18 protein-coding genes are annotated in these 16379 nt (G+C 49.9%); all 18 read left to right on the plus strand.

Annotated elements, in window-relative coordinates; genetic code table 11:
- Positions 1 to 89: 89 nt before the first annotated feature.
- The 18 genes from GJT30_00360 to GJT30_00445 all read left to right on the plus strand — a co-directional run bounded on the left by GJT30_00360 (position 90) and on the right by GJT30_00445 (position 16378).
- Complete coding sequence (locus tag GJT30_00360; protein ID MSM38064.1) at positions 90 to 1058, plus strand: hypothetical protein; 969 nt, start codon at positions 90 to 92, stop codon at positions 1056 to 1058.
- A gap of 5 nt (positions 1059 to 1063) precedes the next feature.
- Positions 1064 to 1795, plus strand: coding sequence for a glycosyltransferase (locus GJT30_00365; protein MSM38065.1), 732 nt, complete (start codon positions 1064 to 1066; stop codon positions 1793 to 1795).
- Positions 1792 to 1977, plus strand: coding sequence for a hypothetical protein (locus GJT30_00370; GenBank protein MSM38066.1), 186 nt, complete (start codon positions 1792 to 1794; stop codon positions 1975 to 1977). Before GJT30_00365 ends, GJT30_00370 begins: the two co-directional genes overlap by 4 nt.
- 19 nt (positions 1978 to 1996) lie before the next feature.
- Positions 1997 to 3031 carry a 6-bladed beta-propeller gene (locus GJT30_00375; GenBank protein ID MSM38067.1) on the plus strand — a complete coding sequence of 345 codons (1035 nt, stop codon included), beginning with the start codon at positions 1997 to 1999 and terminating at the stop codon, positions 3029 to 3031.
- Positions 3024 to 3833 carry a cytochrome C gene (locus GJT30_00380; GenBank protein MSM38068.1) on the plus strand — a complete coding sequence of 270 codons (810 nt, stop codon included), beginning with the start codon at positions 3024 to 3026 and terminating at the stop codon, positions 3831 to 3833. Before GJT30_00375 ends, GJT30_00380 begins: the two co-directional genes overlap by 8 nt.
- Before the next feature lie 20 nt (positions 3834 to 3853).
- On the plus strand, positions 3854 to 4930 hold the full coding sequence (locus GJT30_00385) for a cytochrome C (protein MSM38069.1): 1077 nt from the start codon (positions 3854 to 3856) through the stop codon (positions 4928 to 4930).
- A gap of 23 nt (positions 4931 to 4953) precedes the next feature.
- Positions 4954 to 5373 carry a cytochrome C gene (locus tag GJT30_00390; GenBank protein ID MSM38070.1) on the plus strand — a complete coding sequence of 140 codons (420 nt, stop codon included), beginning with the start codon at positions 4954 to 4956 and terminating at the stop codon, positions 5371 to 5373.
- Positions 5374 to 5461: 88 nt separating this feature from the next.
- On the plus strand, positions 5462 to 6673 hold the full coding sequence (locus GJT30_00395; protein MSM38071.1) for a type II secretion system F family protein: 1212 nt from the start codon (positions 5462 to 5464) through the stop codon (positions 6671 to 6673).
- Positions 6670 to 8394: a pilus assembly protein PilB gene (locus GJT30_00400; protein MSM38072.1), complete on the plus strand. Its 1725-nt coding sequence runs from the start codon at positions 6670 to 6672 to the stop codon at positions 8392 to 8394. Before GJT30_00395 ends, GJT30_00400 begins: the two co-directional genes overlap by 4 nt.
- Before the next feature lie 2 nt (positions 8395 to 8396).
- Positions 8397 to 9323 carry a pilus assembly protein PilM gene (locus GJT30_00405; protein MSM38073.1) on the plus strand — a complete coding sequence of 309 codons (927 nt, stop codon included), beginning with the start codon at positions 8397 to 8399 and terminating at the stop codon, positions 9321 to 9323.
- Entirely contained in the window at positions 9323 to 9865 is a 543-nt protein-coding gene (locus GJT30_00410) for a fimbrial protein (GenBank protein MSM38074.1), read from the plus strand. Before GJT30_00405 ends, GJT30_00410 begins: the two co-directional genes overlap by 1 nt.
- Positions 9862 to 10416 carry a type 4a pilus biogenesis protein PilO gene (pilO, locus tag GJT30_00415; protein ID MSM38075.1) on the plus strand — a complete coding sequence of 185 codons (555 nt, stop codon included), beginning with the start codon at positions 9862 to 9864 and terminating at the stop codon, positions 10414 to 10416. The genes GJT30_00410 and pilO overlap by 4 nt, the downstream gene beginning before the upstream one ends.
- On the plus strand, positions 10413 to 11057 hold the full coding sequence (locus GJT30_00420) for a hypothetical protein (protein ID MSM38076.1): 645 nt from the start codon (positions 10413 to 10415) through the stop codon (positions 11055 to 11057). Before pilO ends, GJT30_00420 begins: the two co-directional genes overlap by 4 nt.
- Positions 11058 to 11134: 77 nt before the next feature.
- Entirely contained in the window at positions 11135 to 13744 is a 2610-nt protein-coding gene (locus GJT30_00425; GenBank protein MSM38077.1) for a type II secretion system protein, read from the plus strand.
- A 16-nt stretch (positions 13745 to 13760) separates the two neighbouring features.
- On the plus strand, positions 13761 to 14267 hold the full coding sequence (locus GJT30_00430; protein MSM38078.1) for a prepilin-type N-terminal cleavage/methylation domain-containing protein: 507 nt from the start codon (positions 13761 to 13763) through the stop codon (positions 14265 to 14267).
- 6 nt (positions 14268 to 14273) lie between these two features.
- Positions 14274 to 14681: a prepilin-type N-terminal cleavage/methylation domain-containing protein gene (locus GJT30_00435; GenBank protein MSM38079.1), complete on the plus strand. Its 408-nt coding sequence runs from the start codon at positions 14274 to 14276 to the stop codon at positions 14679 to 14681.
- Between the two features lie 94 nt (positions 14682 to 14775).
- Positions 14776 to 15447, plus strand: coding sequence for a cell division ATP-binding protein FtsE (gene ftsE, locus GJT30_00440; GenBank protein MSM38080.1), 672 nt, complete (start codon positions 14776 to 14778; stop codon positions 15445 to 15447).
- A complete protein-coding gene (locus tag GJT30_00445; protein ID MSM38081.1) occupies positions 15434 to 16378 on the plus strand; it encodes an FtsX-like permease family protein in 945 nt (314 codons plus the stop codon). The genes ftsE and GJT30_00445 overlap by 14 nt, the downstream gene beginning before the upstream one ends.
- Position 16379 lies beyond the last annotated feature (1 nt).

Raw genomic sequence — 16379 nt, forward strand, 5'->3', positions numbered from 1 at the left:
TTTTGTGCTGGATGCCACTTTCCCCTTCTACTTGACTTGCCGAATGTAAATCGACTATTCTTCTTGAAATACCTGTGAAAGAGGGTTCTATGCGATTTTTCCTGGCCTTACTGTTGATGTTCTGTCTTTTCTGTGGTTGGGGTACTGCCAATGCCGGAGACGGTGCGAGTGTCGTAGCAATTGTGAACGGAGCCGAACTCACAAAGGCTGAACTCAATCAAGAGATATCGAAAATCATTCCCTTGGAACGCTCCTTCCATGGTGGTGTATCCCCCGAAAAAATGAAAGAGATCGAAAAAAAGGCCATGAATGTCCTCGTAGATATGGAATTACAGTATCAAGACGCTTTAGATAAGAAAATGAAATTATCAAAAGCTGAACTGGAGATGGAAATAGGTACGTTGGTCGCGAAATTCCCTACCTTGGAGGAATATGAAAAGGCGGTTGCGAGTGCGGGATTTTCAGAAAAGTCAATGACCAGATTTGTAGAAAGGAATACTCTTTCCAAGAAGATCAATCTCAAAGAGGTTGACGACAGGATCAATGTGACTGATGTACAGGTAGCAAAATATTATCAGGAGAATAGTACAAAATACAAAAAGCCGGAAGAGTACCGGGCTAGCATAATACTCGTCAAGGTGCCACCATCGTCAACAGCCTCCCAACGTGCGGAATACAGGAAAAAAATTGAGGATTTACTGCAGAAGATCCAGAATGGTGCGGTGTTTGCCGATATTGCCGCAGCGTATTCCGATGATATGACGCGTATCAAGGGCGGAGATCTTGGCGTTATGCATGCCGGACAGATGGAAGAAGAGTTCGAGAAGCAGATTAAGTCCATGAAAATTGGGGAAGTGAGTGGCGTTGTGGAGTCTCTCAAGGGTTTTTATCTGGTGAAGCTTGATGATAAGAAGGAGCCGCGCCAGATTCCTTTTGATGAAGCAAAGGAAAAGATCAAAAAGCAGCTGACCACGCAAGAGCGTGAACGACTTTTCAATGAATGGATGGATGGTTTACGGGGAAAGGCCAAGATTATCTATCCTACTGCTAAAGGTTAACGTCGTTGAAAACAGTCGTAGTTATACCGACTTACAATGAGCGGGACAATATTGAAAAATTGGTCGCTGAGGTTTTACGTCAGGATGACGGGATACATGTCTTGATCGTTGATGACAACTCTCCGGACGGCACCGGTGAGATAGCCGATGGCATTGCTTCTGCTCAAGATCGAGTGAGTGTTCTGCATAGAGCGGGCAAATTGGGGCTTGGCTCAGCTTATCGGGAAGGTTTTCGTATCGCCATAGGCATGCAGGCTGATTACATAGTGGAAATGGATGCTGATTTTTCTCACGATCCAGCTATTCTTCCAGAGTTTATCGCAATGATGGGACGGTATGACGTGGTTATCGGATCTCGTTATCTCAATGGGATCAGTGTTGTAAACTGGCCTTTACGCAGACTGATGCTCAGCTATTTTGCGAGTGTGTACACCCGCTTGATAACAGGATTGCATCTTGCCGACTGCACAAGCGGCTTTAAATGCTTTAAAGGTAAGGTCATAGAGGCGATTGATTTGGACAAGGTAAGGTCAGACGGTTATTCATTCCAGATCGAAATGAATTATCGTTGTATGGAGCGGGGATTTCTCATTGGTGAAATCCCCATAATTTTTATAGATCGTCATGCCGGGACTTCGAAAATGTCACGCAGAATTGTCTTTGAAGCGGTTCTCATGGTTTGGAAACTGAAGATTGGCACACTTATCGGCAAACTGAGCGGGAGCTTTTCGCGATGATCAAGGAACAGTGGGCTGTTCTTGCGATAGTTGGATTCTGGGGCTGGGTTGTTTGCTCTATTGGTTTTATTTGGGGAGGATTTCCTCGCCAGTCGGTTTTTGCCCCACGAACAGCAATCCGTTGGGGAGGTGGCATCCTTGTCTTTTTTGCACTCTGGTTTTGTGGAATGATAAATGCCTGAAAGGGATGTTTTTTCCCAAATGCTACGATGTTTGCTGCTCTGCAGTGTGATGGCTTTTTGTTCAGCTTGTAGTAGGGTAGAACCATTATTGCTGAGCGATCAAGCTGTGAATCTGGTTTGGCCCCAACCGCCGGATCCTCCCAGAATCAAATATTTGTGTGATATAAAAGGTCCAGAAGATATTTATCCTCAAAAGAACGAATTTCAGAAATTTTCTGAATTAGTTACTGGCGATAATCGGATAATTCTGGAATTGCTTACCCCGTATAGTGTAGCTACAGATTCAAAGGGTGTATTATATATAGCTGATACATCCATGGGGGTTGTTCATCGATATGATCTCGTCGACAGGGACGTGTCGTATATCAGCAAGGCTGGTGGTGACCAGTTGGCGAGCCCCGTTGCTGTTGCCCTAGACCGGGATGATAATCTCTACATATCTGATTCATTGCTTAACAAGGTGTTCAAGTTCAGGAAGGATGGCGAATTTATTAAGGAACTGATCTCACCGGTAGGGTTCAAGAGGCCTGGAGGCATTGCCATCGGTCCTGCTGGAGAGAAATTTATCGTAGATGCATTGGCGAATATATTGCATAAATTTAATTCAAATGATGTGTACGAAGGTGCATTCCCTGTGCCATCACCCAGCGAGGATTTAAATACTCCGTCATTTGTTGCGACAGATAAATTGGGTAACGTCTATGTCACCGATGCCATGAATTTCACGGTCAAAAAATATAGCGTTGATGGAAAGCTGATAGAGCGAATCGGCGAAGTTGGAGATGTCCCCGGTACTTTTTCTCGTCCCAAAGGGGTGGCTCTCGACAGCGATGGCCACGTCTATGTTGTTGATGCAAATCATAACAATTTTCAGATATTCAATGGAGAGGGCAAATTGCTGCTGTTTGTCGGGATAAATGGTGACAGGCCCGGAGAATTTTCTCTGCCCAGTGGCATCTTTATCGATAATCAAGACCGCATTTTCATTGCTGATACCTTCAATCGGCGCATTCAGGTTTTTCAATACCTGAAAGCAGGTGGGAAGCATGAATAAATTCATTCGTTATGCCGGGGTTGCGACACTCTTGTGGGGTATCGCATCTACTGTTTCCGCTGCAGGCCCAAAAATTTCTGATCTTGTCACCGGGGGAAACAAGCACAATCTCTCATCCCTGAACAAAAATATTACCTACCAGGCGCAGCCGCCGGTTGCATACGGAGATGAGCATAACACTGAAATCTGCATTTTCTGCCACACGCCGCACCGGGCAGCGCCACAGACAACTCTCTGGAACCGAAGCAATCCATCGGTGACCTTTGGCCGGTATTCCTCCTCAACTCTTATTATCCGACGCACGTCTGCCGCGCAGTTCGGCGAGCCAAACGGTTCCTCCCGCCTCTGCCTCAGCTGTCATGACGGTGTTACTGCCGGTGGTGTCTCCTTGGGAGCCATTCTCAACCATCAGTCAATAAATATGGGGGTTAATGACCGTATTACGGGGATTGCCCTGTTTGATGCGAACAAGATAAAGTTTGGGCATCACCCTGTTTCATTTGTGTATGACAATGCAGTCTTGAACGCCATTCAGGCTGACCCGGAGAAGGCAACCCAGAATTACCGATTTCCCAGTATCCCGCAGGTCAAACTTGACGCGGGAAAGCGGATGCAATGTACGACCTGTCACAACCCCCATCAGAATCAATCATCGGAGGATACCTATCTGACTCCTCCCAATGTCGGTAGAAAGATTGCTCCGTTCTGGGTTTATGGTGGGGCAGGGAATGCCACTTCGGACCATGATGCGGTCTGCCTGGACTGTCATAATATACCCACCTCATCATTCCCCTTACAATGATTCGGCACAGGATGAACTGTATGGCAAAATGGAATGTCTTAATTGCTCTGTCGCTGATGCTGCTAAGCCATGCTGTCCAGGCTGCCTCATCATCTCTGCCATCCCATTTGGATCGGCAAAAACTGCCGTATGGATGCGGGAGTTGTCATGTCGGCTTTGATTTTCGTAGTGGCGGAGGCCTTGATGGCTGTTTGACTTGTCATGGGAGCCTACAACGCAGAGTGAAAGGGAGCTATCGATCTAGCCGAGAATTAAAGGACATCGAATCAGAACTGAAAAAAAACTATCGCCATCCGATTCTCGAATCTAAAGGGATACATTCTAGTAAAGAGCGACTGCCGGAGACCGATGCCCGCACACCTCGGCATGCGGACTGTGTGGATTGCCATAGTCCCCATCAGGTTTCGAGTGAAAACAGATTTGCCGGGATCAAGGGCAAGCAGATTGGTAATATAGTTGCAGATATAACGAAAGAGTATGAATTATGTTATCGATGCCACTCCGATAGTGCGAACCTCCCCGGTCTTTCTACGAATAAGCGTATCGAGTTTTCCACTATGAACCCTTCTTTCCACCCAGTGGAGTCCGAAGGGCGGAATCTCACCGTTGTCAGTCTGTTGAAACCGTATCGCGAAAAACGTATCAGCCCGTCGGAGATTTCCACGATAACCTGCAGCGACTGTCATGGGAACGATGATCCTGCTGGTCCGCGTGGCCCCCATAGTTCCAGTTATCAGCATATCCTCAGGGACAATTTTTCAACGAGGGATAATGAGTCCGAAAGCGCTTTCGCCTATGCCCTCTGCTATCGTTGTCACAACCGGTCCAGTATCCTCGGGAATGAAAGTTTCAAATACCACTCCCAGCACATTCGAGGAAAGCAGGGTGGAACAGCCAGCAGCGGGGGGACATCCTGCCATACCTGCCACAGTTCCCATGGCAGTACGGAATATAAATACCTGCTCAAGTTCGATACCGATGTTGTTTCGGTAAGTTCCAGTGGTATGCTTAAATTCAACGAAAAAGGGATGGGTGCATTCAGAGGGGAATGTTATCTGACCTGCCACGGTGTTGACCACAATCCCAAAACATACTGACCATCGTACCTGTAGAGGATTATATGCGAAATGGCATTGTTGTGCTGGGATTTGTGGTGCTTGCTGCGCCCCGTGCCGTCCTTGGTGTGGAACCGGCACTTGATATCAAAATGAATCCCCATGGCACGAAAGGAAGTTGCCAGATATGCCATGTGGAATCGGAAGAAAGCCTCAATAGTTGGTTTACTCTTGGTTCAAGCAAGCGAAAACTCAAAGTGGATTTCGATACGGTTTGCGAGCAGTGCCACGGGGTCGATTTTGGTCATGGGGTAGGGGAAAAACCGACGTTGAATCGCGAAAACTTGCCGCTCGATGCTGACAAAGAGATCGCCTGTGCCATAACATGCCATGATATGCATATTCAATCTGATGATCCACAGCAGCATCATTATCACCTCCGATATCCCATGACACGCCTCTGCCTTTCTTGTCATAACAAATAAGCATGATTACCTGCAGATAGGCTGGTAAAGGCCTGACGATTGGTTTTCGGTTTTTATTTACCCGTGAGTATGCTATATACCAATACTTATGCCACTTTTCTCATGTAAACTCGGTACTGCCGATGGACGGATCCTGGAAAAGGAAATAGAATCCATCGATCCGGTTATGCTCAAGCAAACCCTTGAAGAACAAGGGTTTTTTGTTTTTTCTGTAAAAAAGAAACCCTTGCAGTTTCTCTGGGATTCTGGGATCTATCGTCGGAAGGTGGATACCAAGGAACTCCTTTCCTTTAACCAGGAATTCCTTGTTCTCATGAAAGCGGGATTACCTATTATCCAGGCACTTGATGCGATTCTCGAGCGCGGTGGGAAAGGCAAGCTGGTAGATATTCTTACCGGAGTGCGGGAGGATATCAAAGGGGGAGCGTCGCTTTCCGACGCACTCGCCAAGCACCCCGGAGCATTTTCTCATCTGTATGTCGCATCGGTGCGCGCCGGAGAACGAACCGGTGATTTGCCCCTGACGATCCGCCGCTATACAACGTTTGTCAAAAAGGCTGAGGCGATCAAGAAGAAGGTGGGATCGGCTCTATATTATCCGGCAATCCTCATAACTGTGGCTTTTGCGGCAGTTACCCTGCTATTAGTCTATGTAGTTCCAACGTTCAGTCAGATATATGCCGATGCCGGTTCTCAGCTTCCGGTACCAACACAGATATTAATGAGTTTTACTAGTTGGTTAAAGCGATATTTCATTGTAATGGTTTTGCTTGCCATTGGCGGAGTGGCACTGTTCAGGCGCTGGAGTACGACAAGCAGCGGGCGTTATGTCGTGGATAGTTGGTTGCTTAGGATTCCGTTGGTCAAGGACCTTCATGTCAAATATGCACTGACCGGATTCACCAGAACCCTTGCTACGGTAATCGGCAGCGGTATCCCCATTGTAGAGTCGCTACGGATGTCGGTTGGCACATTGAATAACCGCGTGCTTGAGCGTCGGATGCTGGATGCGGTTGCCAAAATCGAGGAAGGTGTTAGTCTTTCAACAGCTTTTGAGGGTACCAGGATCATGCCTCCACTTGCGCTGCGAATGATTGCGGTGGGGGAAACAACAGGAGCGTTGGAAGAAATGCTTTCGGATATCTCCGAATATTTCGAGGATGAAATTGAGCAACGACTCCATGTCCTGACTACGGCGATCGAGCCCGCGATCATGATTGTTATGGGGATCGTAATTGGGGTAATCATCTTGACCATGTACCTGCCAATCTTCAAGATCGCAGGGGCGGTAGGCGGATAATGGCACAATACTTCACCCGGAAAAAACTCGGCGATCTGATGCTGGAGAGCGGTGATCTCACTGTCGACCAGTATAATTACGTCATCGACAAGTTGAAAAGCACAGGGCAGCGGTTCGGCGAGATTTGCCTCAATGATGGTCTCATTACGGAAGAAGTTTTGGCAAAAACGCTTGCGGCCCAGTTTGCACTGGATTACATCGACCTCCAAGGTTTCAGGATTGATGAAACCCTGCTAAACTCCTTTCCTCCCGATACAATGTATCGTTTTCACTTTGTCCCTCTGGAACAGGAGGGGGATTCTCTGGTAGTCGCCATTTCCGACCCCACGGACGTGGTAAAGCTCGACGAGCTTGAAATCCTTCTAGATCGCCCTCTGATCATCAAGCTTGCCGCAGACTCTCAAATCTCACAGGTATTGAAACGGGGGGAAGGGACGAGCAGGGTCCTTAAAGAGGTCTCTGAGGATTTCATGCTTCAATTGGTGACGGAGACGGAGAGAGGAGAAGAGATTCTCTCCGTGGAGAAGATCTCCGCCGATACCAGCCCAATCATCAAGTTGGTCAATTCCACAATTCTTGATGCCCTGAACCGACGAGCCAGCGACATACATATAGAAACCGCTCTGAATGGCGTCATAATCAAGTATCGCATAGACGGGGTTCTGTATAAGGCGACGGACCCCATTGATCTGCATTTCCAGGGACCAATCATCTCGCGGCTCAAAGTCATGAGCGAGCTCGATATCTCTGAACGGCGTATCCCGCAAGATGGGCGCTTCAAGGTTAAAATCAATGATAAATCCATCGATTTCCGCGTCTCCATCATGCCGAGCGCCTTTGGCGAGGATGCGGTCATCAGGATTCTCGACAAGGAGAGCATTGCCCAGGACTTGAAAGGGCTTACCCTCGATACACTCGGGATGGACATCCGGGAGATCAGGCGTTTCCGCAAGATGATCCGTGAGCCCTACGGGATGGTACTGGTTACCGGCCCTACCGGTTCTGGGAAAACTACGACGCTCTATGCGGCTCTGTCGGAGATTCACACGGGAGAAGAGAAGATCATCACTATCGAGGACCCGGTCGAATACCAGCTCAAGGGGATCGTACAGATCCCGGTAAACGAGAAAAAGGGTCTTACTTTTGCGCGCGGCCTTCGTTCAATACTCCGCCATGACCCGGACAAGATTATGGTTGGCGAGATCAGAGATCCGGAAACGGCGCAGATAGCTGTTCAGTCAGCTCTTACCGGGCACCTGGTTTTTACGACAGTTCACGCCAACAATGTCTTTGACGTGCTTGGTCGTTTTATCCACATGGGTATAGACCCCTATAATTTCGTCTCCTGCCTGAACTGTGTCATGGCCCAGAGATTGGTGCGAAAACTCTGCGTAAAATGCAAATATCCGATAACACTCACCGACGAGGTGCTGGTGGAATCAGGGATTGATCCGGAGATGTGCCGGGTTGCAACCTTCTATGATGCACGTGGATGTGACGAATGCAATCATACCGGCTATCGGGGGCGCTCAGCAATCGTTGAACTGCTGGATCTCAATGACGAACTCAGGGAGTTGATCGTCAATAAAAGTTCAGCAATACTGCTTAAGAAGGCTGCGCGGGAAGCCGGGACCAGTTTTCTGAGAGAATCTGCTGTCGAGAAGGTCATCGCCGGAGAAACTACCTTGCGGGAAATCAACCGCGTAACCTTTGTGGAGTAGTCATGTTTGCCCGAAAGTCTCTAGGCCTTGAAATATACCCTGACGGGATCCGGTTGGCACTGATTTCCGGTTCGCGGACAAAGCCAGTAGTCGAGGCCTTTGACACAGCGCCTTTGCATGCCGATACCATTCACATTTCTCTCAGAGAGGCCAATATCCTTGATCCGGGGAAGTTCGTTACAACCGTCCGCGACACGCACCTCAGGCTTCTGACAAAAACGGTCAGGACGTCTGTCTCCCTGCCTGATGCCGCAGGCAGGGTAATTCTGCTCGACCTCGATACCCGTTTCAAGAGTCGTGACGAGGCGGGAGATATTATTCGGTGGAAATTGAAGAAAAATTTCCCCTTTGATATCAACGATGCCCATTTTGACTTTCAGCAGGTACAGGAACGTGAAACCGGAGAGATCGTCGTGCTGGTTTCCCTCATCTGCAGACAGGTTCTTGTACAGTACGAAGAGTTACTTGCTCAGGCAGGACTTGAACCAAATCATATTGATTTTACGACATTCGGTATTTATGAGCTCTTTGCCGACCGGTTTTCCCTGGACAACGACTATGGTTTCATTTGCTATTTCAATGGGGTCGTCAGTGTCCTCCTTTTTCGTGAGGGTGCACTGGAATTTTACCGCACCAAAGAACTGAGCGCTGCGACCTTCACCCCTAACCGGGTTTATCGGGAGATCAGCAGTTCCCTCCTTGTCCATCAGGACAAGCATCCCGGCGTCCCTCTGGGGAAGGTATACTGTCTCACTTCATATGATCAAGTTGAGGAATTCAAAGTTTTGGTGTCTGAAGCAACGTCTCAGGAACCGGTGCTGTTGGATGTGGAACGCGTCCTTTCCCGTTCCGCTACCTGCAGTACGATTGATAGGAATGCGCTTTACGCCATGTCAGCAGCTTGCGGTGCAGCCTTGAGGAACCTCTGATGCGCCTTACGATCAATCTTTCCACCAGGACCTATATCAACCACGGCCAGTTGAATCTTGCCTTGTCCCTGGTTTTTCTGGTTCTGTTTGGAATTCTCACGCTAAATATCTTGGGGATTTCGAGTAGAGCTGGCGAAGCCAGCCGTATTTCTGGCGAACTGACTGCCATGCAGAAAAAGACTGCTGTCAGCAGTGGTCCTGCTTTCACCGAGCCGGACTACCAACGTTTGATGTCACATATTCACTTTGCCAATTCGGTTATTTCCCGCAAGACTTTCAACTGGGTCACACTGCTTGACTATCTGGAATCGGTTGTGCCTGATGGAGTTGCAGTGACAAAGATAGAGCCTGATCCCAAGACCAAGGTTTTGAAGCTGTCTGGAGCTACGCTTTCATTTATGCGTTTGCGGCAATTGCTGGAGAATATGGAACAGTCGCAGCATTTTTCAGAAATATTCCTTCTTTCCCAGACTGATGCCAAGGTAGGGGATGCTCAAAAGGGCATATCTTTCAATATTACCTGTCAGGTCAAGATGCAATGAAACGAGCATATTCCGCCATAAAGGAAATCATTCGTACCCGGCCGAAAGTCCTGATTTTCATCCTTGTCCTGGTATGTGCCGATGCGGGGCTCTTCCTCTATTCTTCCCTGTATCAGATTCCGCAACTGACAGAGCTTCAGAATCAGTGGTTTTCCCGACGCAGAAACGTTGGGAGCTCACCTGCAGATAAAGTAACCATCTATCAGCAGGGCAAGGCGGATTTGGATGTCTGGCGCTCACGAATCGCTAATAAAAAGGATCTGGCGCGTATTGTCGGGCAGCTCTACGAACTGGCTGCGACCAATTCAGTTTCCATTGCCGGGATTACCTACAAGCCTGAGATCGTGAAGGATGAGAACCTCATTGCCTACGGGACTGGGTTCAACGTGACGGGCAAGTATGCTGCAATCAAGAGTTTTATCGCCGATCTGGGGCATCTTCGCGAAATGGTGATTGTCGACGCCATAGCTCTCAACAATCCCAAGATGACCGAGGAGCGGGTTGACCTGAGGGTCGGACTAACGATTTACCTGCGGCAGGAGGGGCAATGAATCGGAAAAAGGCTCTCCTCGCCATTTTGTTACTGCTTTTTGTTGTCGCTGCTGCCTCCAGCTATTTCCGGATGCCTCGGCAGAAAACCGTATCGAGCCTCACCTTTACTCCCGGTAAGCCGGCTGCACCACGGAAGTCTGCGCCCAATCTGCAAGACGTTGCAAGTGGTGATAACCGTTTGCGTCTGGATCTCCTTGACCAGGAGTCTGCTCGTTTTGCAGGATACAAACGCAACCTGTTCAGGCCGGTGTTCCACGAAGAGCAGAAGATAATACCGTTGCCGCCGCCCCCTCCACCTGTGAAGCCGATCGTACCTGTCGTGAAACCGCTACCTCAACCACCGCCACAACTGGCGGAACCGACACCGGTGCAACGGGATATGGCAAATTTTACCTTTCTCGGTTTTCTGAAAAAGGGGAACAGTAAGACGATTTTCCTTTCCAGTAATAAAGAGATATTCCTGGCTCACAAGGGCGATCGTCTGATGGGTAAGTATGAAGTTACCAGTATCACCGATGAGGCTATGGTAATAACCTCGCTTACAGGTGGTGAGATGGTCATCCCGTTGGTGGAGAATAAGCCACTGAGTGCCCCATCACAGATGAAGCCACCGTTTCCTGGTTTTCCGGGCAAACAGTAGTCTTTCTCTGGAAGTGACAATACAAGAGCCGCACCTGCTTTGTGCATGTCAGGTTTTCATGTAAGGAGAACTACTCGATGCAACTTTTGCGTACAACGTACATACATCTGGTACTCATTGCGCTCATCGTTACCATTTCCGGTTGCGCCGGGGCAGGTCGGACCGCCTTCAGCAAAGGTGAAGCGTTTGAGGCTGAAGGAAAGCTCGATGAGGCTGTTGTCCAATTCGCTTCGGCTGCATCCGAAAACCCTGAGGTTGGCGAGTACCGGATGCGGTTTCTCAAGGCCGGGGAAAAGGCCGCCCAGGTCCATCTGAAGAAGGGGGATGCATTCCTGGCCGCAGAACGGTACGATGCGGCTTTGAGTGAGTTCCAGACATCTGTTGCCCTGGATTCCTCTCTGGACCGCGCCAAACAGCAGAGTGAACTGGTGTTAAAACTCAGGAATTCGCTGGTTTACCTGAAGGAAGGTGAAGAGCTTGAGAAGAGCCGCAAGCCCCGTGAGGCGTTGAACTCCTATCAGCAGGCCCTTCAGTTCAACCCGGATAACGAAAAGGCAAAGGAAGCTATTGAGCGCCTGCTGAAAAGCCGTAAATCAAAACTCGACGGTTCGGAATTGAATCTGAAATCTACCAAGCCGATCACCCTCAAGTTCAAGGATGCCAAACTCAAAGACGTTTTTAATATTATTACCCAGCTGTCAGGGATCAACTTTGTCTTTGATGATGGAATCAAGGACAGCAATGTCAGTATTTACCTGGAAAACGCATCTTTTCAGCAGGTACTTGATGTCATCACCGGCATGCAAAAGCTGAGCAAGAAGATTTTGAACGAAACGACGATCATTCTCTATCCGAGGACACCGGAAAAACAGAAACAGTATGAAGACCTCATGGTTCAGACCTTTTACCTGAACAAACTCGATGCCAAGAAGGCCGTGAACCTGATCCGGACCATGCTGCAGGTGAAAAAGATTTATGTGAACGAAGAGATGAATGCCCTGGTTATCCGAGATGTTCCCGAGGTGATCGAGGTAGCGAGAAAGATTATCGAGGCCAACGATGTTCCCGATGCCGAGGTCCTCCTTGAGGTTGAAGTCATTGAAGTATCAAAGAAGAATGCAGAGAGTCTCGGCTTGGTGCTGAGCAAATACGCCCTCTCCACGAATGCCTTGACCCCAGGGGGGCAATTCTTTTCCGATGTGTTGACAAATTCCACATCAACCAGTACCGACTCGACGACAACGAATACCGTTACTGCGTCCAACCTTCTACAGGTCTTTAACTGGCGCAAGTTCCAAGGGTACGTCACGGTACCGAATGCGACGTTCAATTTCGGTAAAACCCTTTCCAACGCGGAAACCCTGGCATCACCCAAGATCAGGGTCAAGAACAGAGAGAAAGCGAAATTCAACGTCGGGACGAGGGTGCCGATTACGACCACCTCTTCGCCCACTGGTGGCGGGGTCAGTGTCAACGTCCAGTACGTGGATGTCGGCGTCAAGGTCAATGCTGAACCGACCATCCAGCTCAACAACGACGTTAATATGAAATTGAGCCTCGAAGTGAGTTCAATCCTCTCAAGGGAAAAGATTGGCGACTCTACCTCATTGACCACCGTGGTCACCATCGGTACCCGTAACCTTGACACGGTTCTCAGTCTGAAAGATGGCGAAACGAGCGTTATCGGAGGCCTGATACAGGATGCCAAGACGAACTCGAAGCAGAAGGTTTCTGTCCTGGGTGATATCCCTCTTATCGGGGCGCTCTTTTCGGGTAAGGACGATTCCAACGACAAGTCTGAACTGATCCTGGCCATCACACCACGGATCGTTCGTTCGCTGACCGTGCCTGAAGGAGATGCTGCGATCTTCTGGTCGGGCCGTGAAGATGAACCCACGGTACATCGGCCATATTCTTCCTTTGAGCAAGAGCCCGAGTTCGCGGCACCTGCCGCTACACCAGCATTTGCTCCTCAACCCGCTGCAGCACCTGCGTCTGCCCCTGCCGCTATACCGCAACCTTCCGTTGCGCCGCTGGCGTCGCCTGCACCTGTCACTGCTGCTTCTCCTTTGCCTACGCCCCTTGCACCGGCTTCTTCTGCGGCAGCGTCGACCGGTGTCACCGCTGCTGCAACACCGGCTGTTACCGCTAGCCCGACCGCCCAACCGGCTGTTGTTGCCCCGATCATCCCGGTTGTCCCGTCACAGTCGACGGACACGCCATCCCAGGCCGCAGTCAAGGCTGCCGATGCACCCCTGCCGCAAACGAAACCGGCGCGGCTGTCTGTCACCATCGGTGCGCCGTCGACGGTAAAGGTAAAAGATCAATTTATCGTTGAAATCAAGGCAGCCGATGTGGTCGGTCTGCAGAATGCCCCGTTCATTCTTGCCTATGACCCGATATTTGTGGAATATGTCGGAGCGGCAGAGGGGAATCTGCTCAGGCAGGACGGTAAGGCGGTGACATTCAGGGTCACCGATGACAAGAACACAGGCCAGGTAACCTTTGCCCTGAACCGTCCGGCAGATTCCGGAGGTGTCAACGGCAGTGGAACTCTTGCAACGGTCACATTCCGGGCCAGGAACCAGGGGCCGGCCAGTTTCGGCCTCATGGCGATCAATTTTACCGGCCAGGGTGGGAAGCAATACGATGTTCTCCCCTACAATTCTGTAGTTGAAGTGAAATAATGTGACCAGAGGCATGATGGGATCAGGGAACATTCTGCGCGGAGTCCGCGGGGTAAGCCTTATCGAGTTGATAGTCACTCTGGCAATCCTCGGGATACTTTCCGCCCTTATCATTCCATCCATCCAGATGACCGGCAAACGGCTCAGAGAAATAGAGCTGCGGCGCAATCTGAGAACGATACGGCTGGCCATCGATGATTATAAAAAAGCATATGACAAGGCTGTAACCGATAAAAAGATATCTGATGTGGTTAACAAGTCAGGATATCCTAAGGATCTGAAGCTGTTGGTGGAAGGAGAAGATTTCGGTGTGCCGGGTGGTATGAAGAAGAAATTTCTGCGCAGGATACCAATAGACCCGTTCAACCCTCCAAAGCCCGGAGAGGAGCCACAATGGGGTATTCGCGCCTATAAGGACGAACCGGACAGTAAATCCTCGTCAACCGAAGCTGAGGATGTCTACGATGTCTATTCATTGAGTGAGGAAACAGCCATTGACGGGACCAAATACAAGGACTGGTAAGCAGGAATGAGAGTAGTCAGGCTGTTGAAACATGCCAGGGGGTTTACCCTGATCGAGCTGATGATCGTTGTGAGCATCATTGGCATCCTTGCGGCAATCGCGGTGCCTAACTACAAATGGGGGATTATCCGCGCCAAGGAAGCTGTCCTGCGTGAAAATCTCTACAACATGCGGACAACCATCGATCAGTATTATGCCGATCAGGGGCGTTATCCCGACTCGTTACAGGAGATGGTGGACAAAAAATACCTGCGCGGTCTTCCCAAAGATCCCTTTACCGACAAAACCGATACATGGATTGTCCTTCCTCCCCCTCAGCCTACTGATGGCAGCAAGGTGGAGGGATCGGTCTACGATGTCCACAGTGGTTCCGATCTGATCGGTTCCAATGCCACGCCCTATAATGAGTGGTAAAGGGCCTCTCTGTCCTGATGAACTTCCCCGTAACCAATTCTGCTTTATCTGATGGTCGAAATCAGAATGCAGTCGACTGCTGAGAGGCAATGAGATGATTCAGTTGCATAACGTATCCGTTTCCTATCAGGGGGATGTTGCTGCGCTCGGAGGGATCAGTCTCCATGTTCGCAAAGGAGAATTCCTCTTCATAACCGGAGCTTCGGGAGCGGGAAAGTCGACCCTGTTGAGACTCATTTTTGCAGCGGTGCAACCGACGAGCGGGCAGATACTGATAGACGGCCAGAACCTCACCCGCATGGGTCGAACGCAAATCGCCATGCTCCGTCGCTCCATTGGGGTGGTATTCCAGGATTTCAAGTTGTTGCCAAATCGTACGGTGTTCGAAAACGTCGCCATCACTCTCGAAGTCCTCGGATGGGGGCAAAAGGACATTGGTCGTAAGGTTTTCCATGTTTTGAAAAGGATGGGGCTTGAGCATAAGCTGCAGTCGAACCCCTTGAGGCTCTCCGGAGGGGAGCAGCAGCGAGTGGCCCTGGCACGGGCACTGGTCAACGATCCCAAGATTCTTCTTGCCGATGAGCCGACAGGGAATCTTGACGACACGAACAGGGAACAGATACTGGATATTTTCAGGGAAGCAAATATCAAGGGAACAACGCTGCTGGTCGCTACCCATGATCGACGTCTTCTGGACAATTGCCATAAAGACTTCGTAGTCCTGGAAAAGGGCAGAATCGTGGAGGACTCTCGTGAGCAGCACTAAACATGCAGCCAGGCCTCGGCTGACCAACGAGGGGTTCTTTGGCAGATTCCGTTATTTCTGGGGGCGGGCTTTTCTCAATATCCGTCAAAATCCCTTCATCAGTCTGGTCACCGTAGTAACCATCTCTCTGTCACTGCTTATCCTCTCCCTGTTTCTGCTGGTGCTCGTGAATCTCGAAGGGGCTGCACAGGAGTGGAGCCGGCAGGTCCAGGTTACCGTCTATCTCGATAAAGAGCCGACTGCAGACGAGCTTTCTGTTTTACGTACGAAGATTCTTGCCTTGCCGGGTGCTGAGACTATCCGATATATCTCCAAGGATGAGGCGTTCAAGCGCTTCCGTGCCCGGTTGAAAGGGCAGGAGTCGCTTCTGGAAGGGGTTGTGCCGGATGTGCTGCCGGCGTCGCTGGAAATTACCTTGAAGCGCGCCAGCAGGAACAGCGACGATGTTGAACTCTTTGTCGGGAAGTTGAAAAAGGTCCCTGGCGTTGGTGAGGTCCAATATGGCGAAGAATGGGTCCGCCGGCTGACCACCTTCATGCAGTTCGCTCGGCTGGTTGTGACACTGCTCGGTGGTTTCCTTTTGATCGCGGTCCTGTTCATTGTGTCCAACACCATCAAGCTGACCATCTATTCCCGTCGCGACGAATTGGAGCTTCTGAGCCTTGTTGGCGCAACCCGGTTTTTTATCAAGGCACCTTTTCTCATAGAAGGCATCATGCAGGGGCTTGCCGGTGCCTGCACGGCTTTGCTTCTTCTTGGGGCTTGTTATTACGGCCTGCTCTACAATGCAGGCGACTTCCTCAGTTTCGGCCCTACTTCTGCCGGTCTGACCTTCCTCCCGCCTTCCTACCTGGTAGGGATACTGTTTCTCGGAATTTTTCTCGGTTTCCTCGGTAGCCTGACATCGCTCAAGCGGTTCATAACATTCTAGC

Source organism: Geobacter sp., assembly GCA_009684525.1.
GTDB lineage: Bacteria > Desulfobacterota > Desulfuromonadia > Geobacterales > DSM-12255 > Geoanaerobacter.

Coding starts and splice junctions, on each gene's coding strand:
- GJT30_00390 (MSM38070.1), top strand. CDS start 4,954: ATGCGAAATGGCATTGTTGTGCTGGGATTTGTGGTGCTTGCTGCGCCC.
- GJT30_00360 (MSM38064.1), top strand. CDS start 90: ATGCGATTTTTCCTGGCCTTACTGTTGATGTTCTGTCTTTTCTGTGGT.
- ftsE (MSM38080.1), top strand. CDS start 14,776: ATGATTCAGTTGCATAACGTATCCGTTTCCTATCAGGGGGATGTTGCT.
- GJT30_00385 (MSM38069.1), top strand. CDS start 3,854: ATGGCAAAATGGAATGTCTTAATTGCTCTGTCGCTGATGCTGCTAAGC.
- GJT30_00395 (MSM38071.1), top strand. CDS start 5,462: ATGCCACTTTTCTCATGTAAACTCGGTACTGCCGATGGACGGATCCTG.
- pilO (MSM38075.1), top strand. CDS start 9,862: ATGAAACGAGCATATTCCGCCATAAAGGAAATCATTCGTACCCGGCCG.
- GJT30_00370 (MSM38066.1), top strand. CDS start 1,792: ATGATCAAGGAACAGTGGGCTGTTCTTGCGATAGTTGGATTCTGGGGC.
- GJT30_00410 (MSM38074.1), top strand. CDS start 9,323: ATGCGCCTTACGATCAATCTTTCCACCAGGACCTATATCAACCACGGC.
- GJT30_00380 (MSM38068.1), top strand. CDS start 3,024: ATGAATAAATTCATTCGTTATGCCGGGGTTGCGACACTCTTGTGGGGT.
- GJT30_00375 (MSM38067.1), top strand. CDS start 1,997: ATGCTACGATGTTTGCTGCTCTGCAGTGTGATGGCTTTTTGTTCAGCT.
- GJT30_00435 (MSM38079.1), top strand. CDS start 14,274: ATGAGAGTAGTCAGGCTGTTGAAACATGCCAGGGGGTTTACCCTGATC.
- GJT30_00430 (MSM38078.1), top strand. CDS start 13,761: ATGGGATCAGGGAACATTCTGCGCGGAGTCCGCGGGGTAAGCCTTATC.
- GJT30_00425 (MSM38077.1), top strand. CDS start 11,135: ATGCAACTTTTGCGTACAACGTACATACATCTGGTACTCATTGCGCTC.
- GJT30_00420 (MSM38076.1), top strand. CDS start 10,413: ATGAATCGGAAAAAGGCTCTCCTCGCCATTTTGTTACTGCTTTTTGTT.
- GJT30_00405 (MSM38073.1), top strand. CDS start 8,397: ATGTTTGCCCGAAAGTCTCTAGGCCTTGAAATATACCCTGACGGGATC.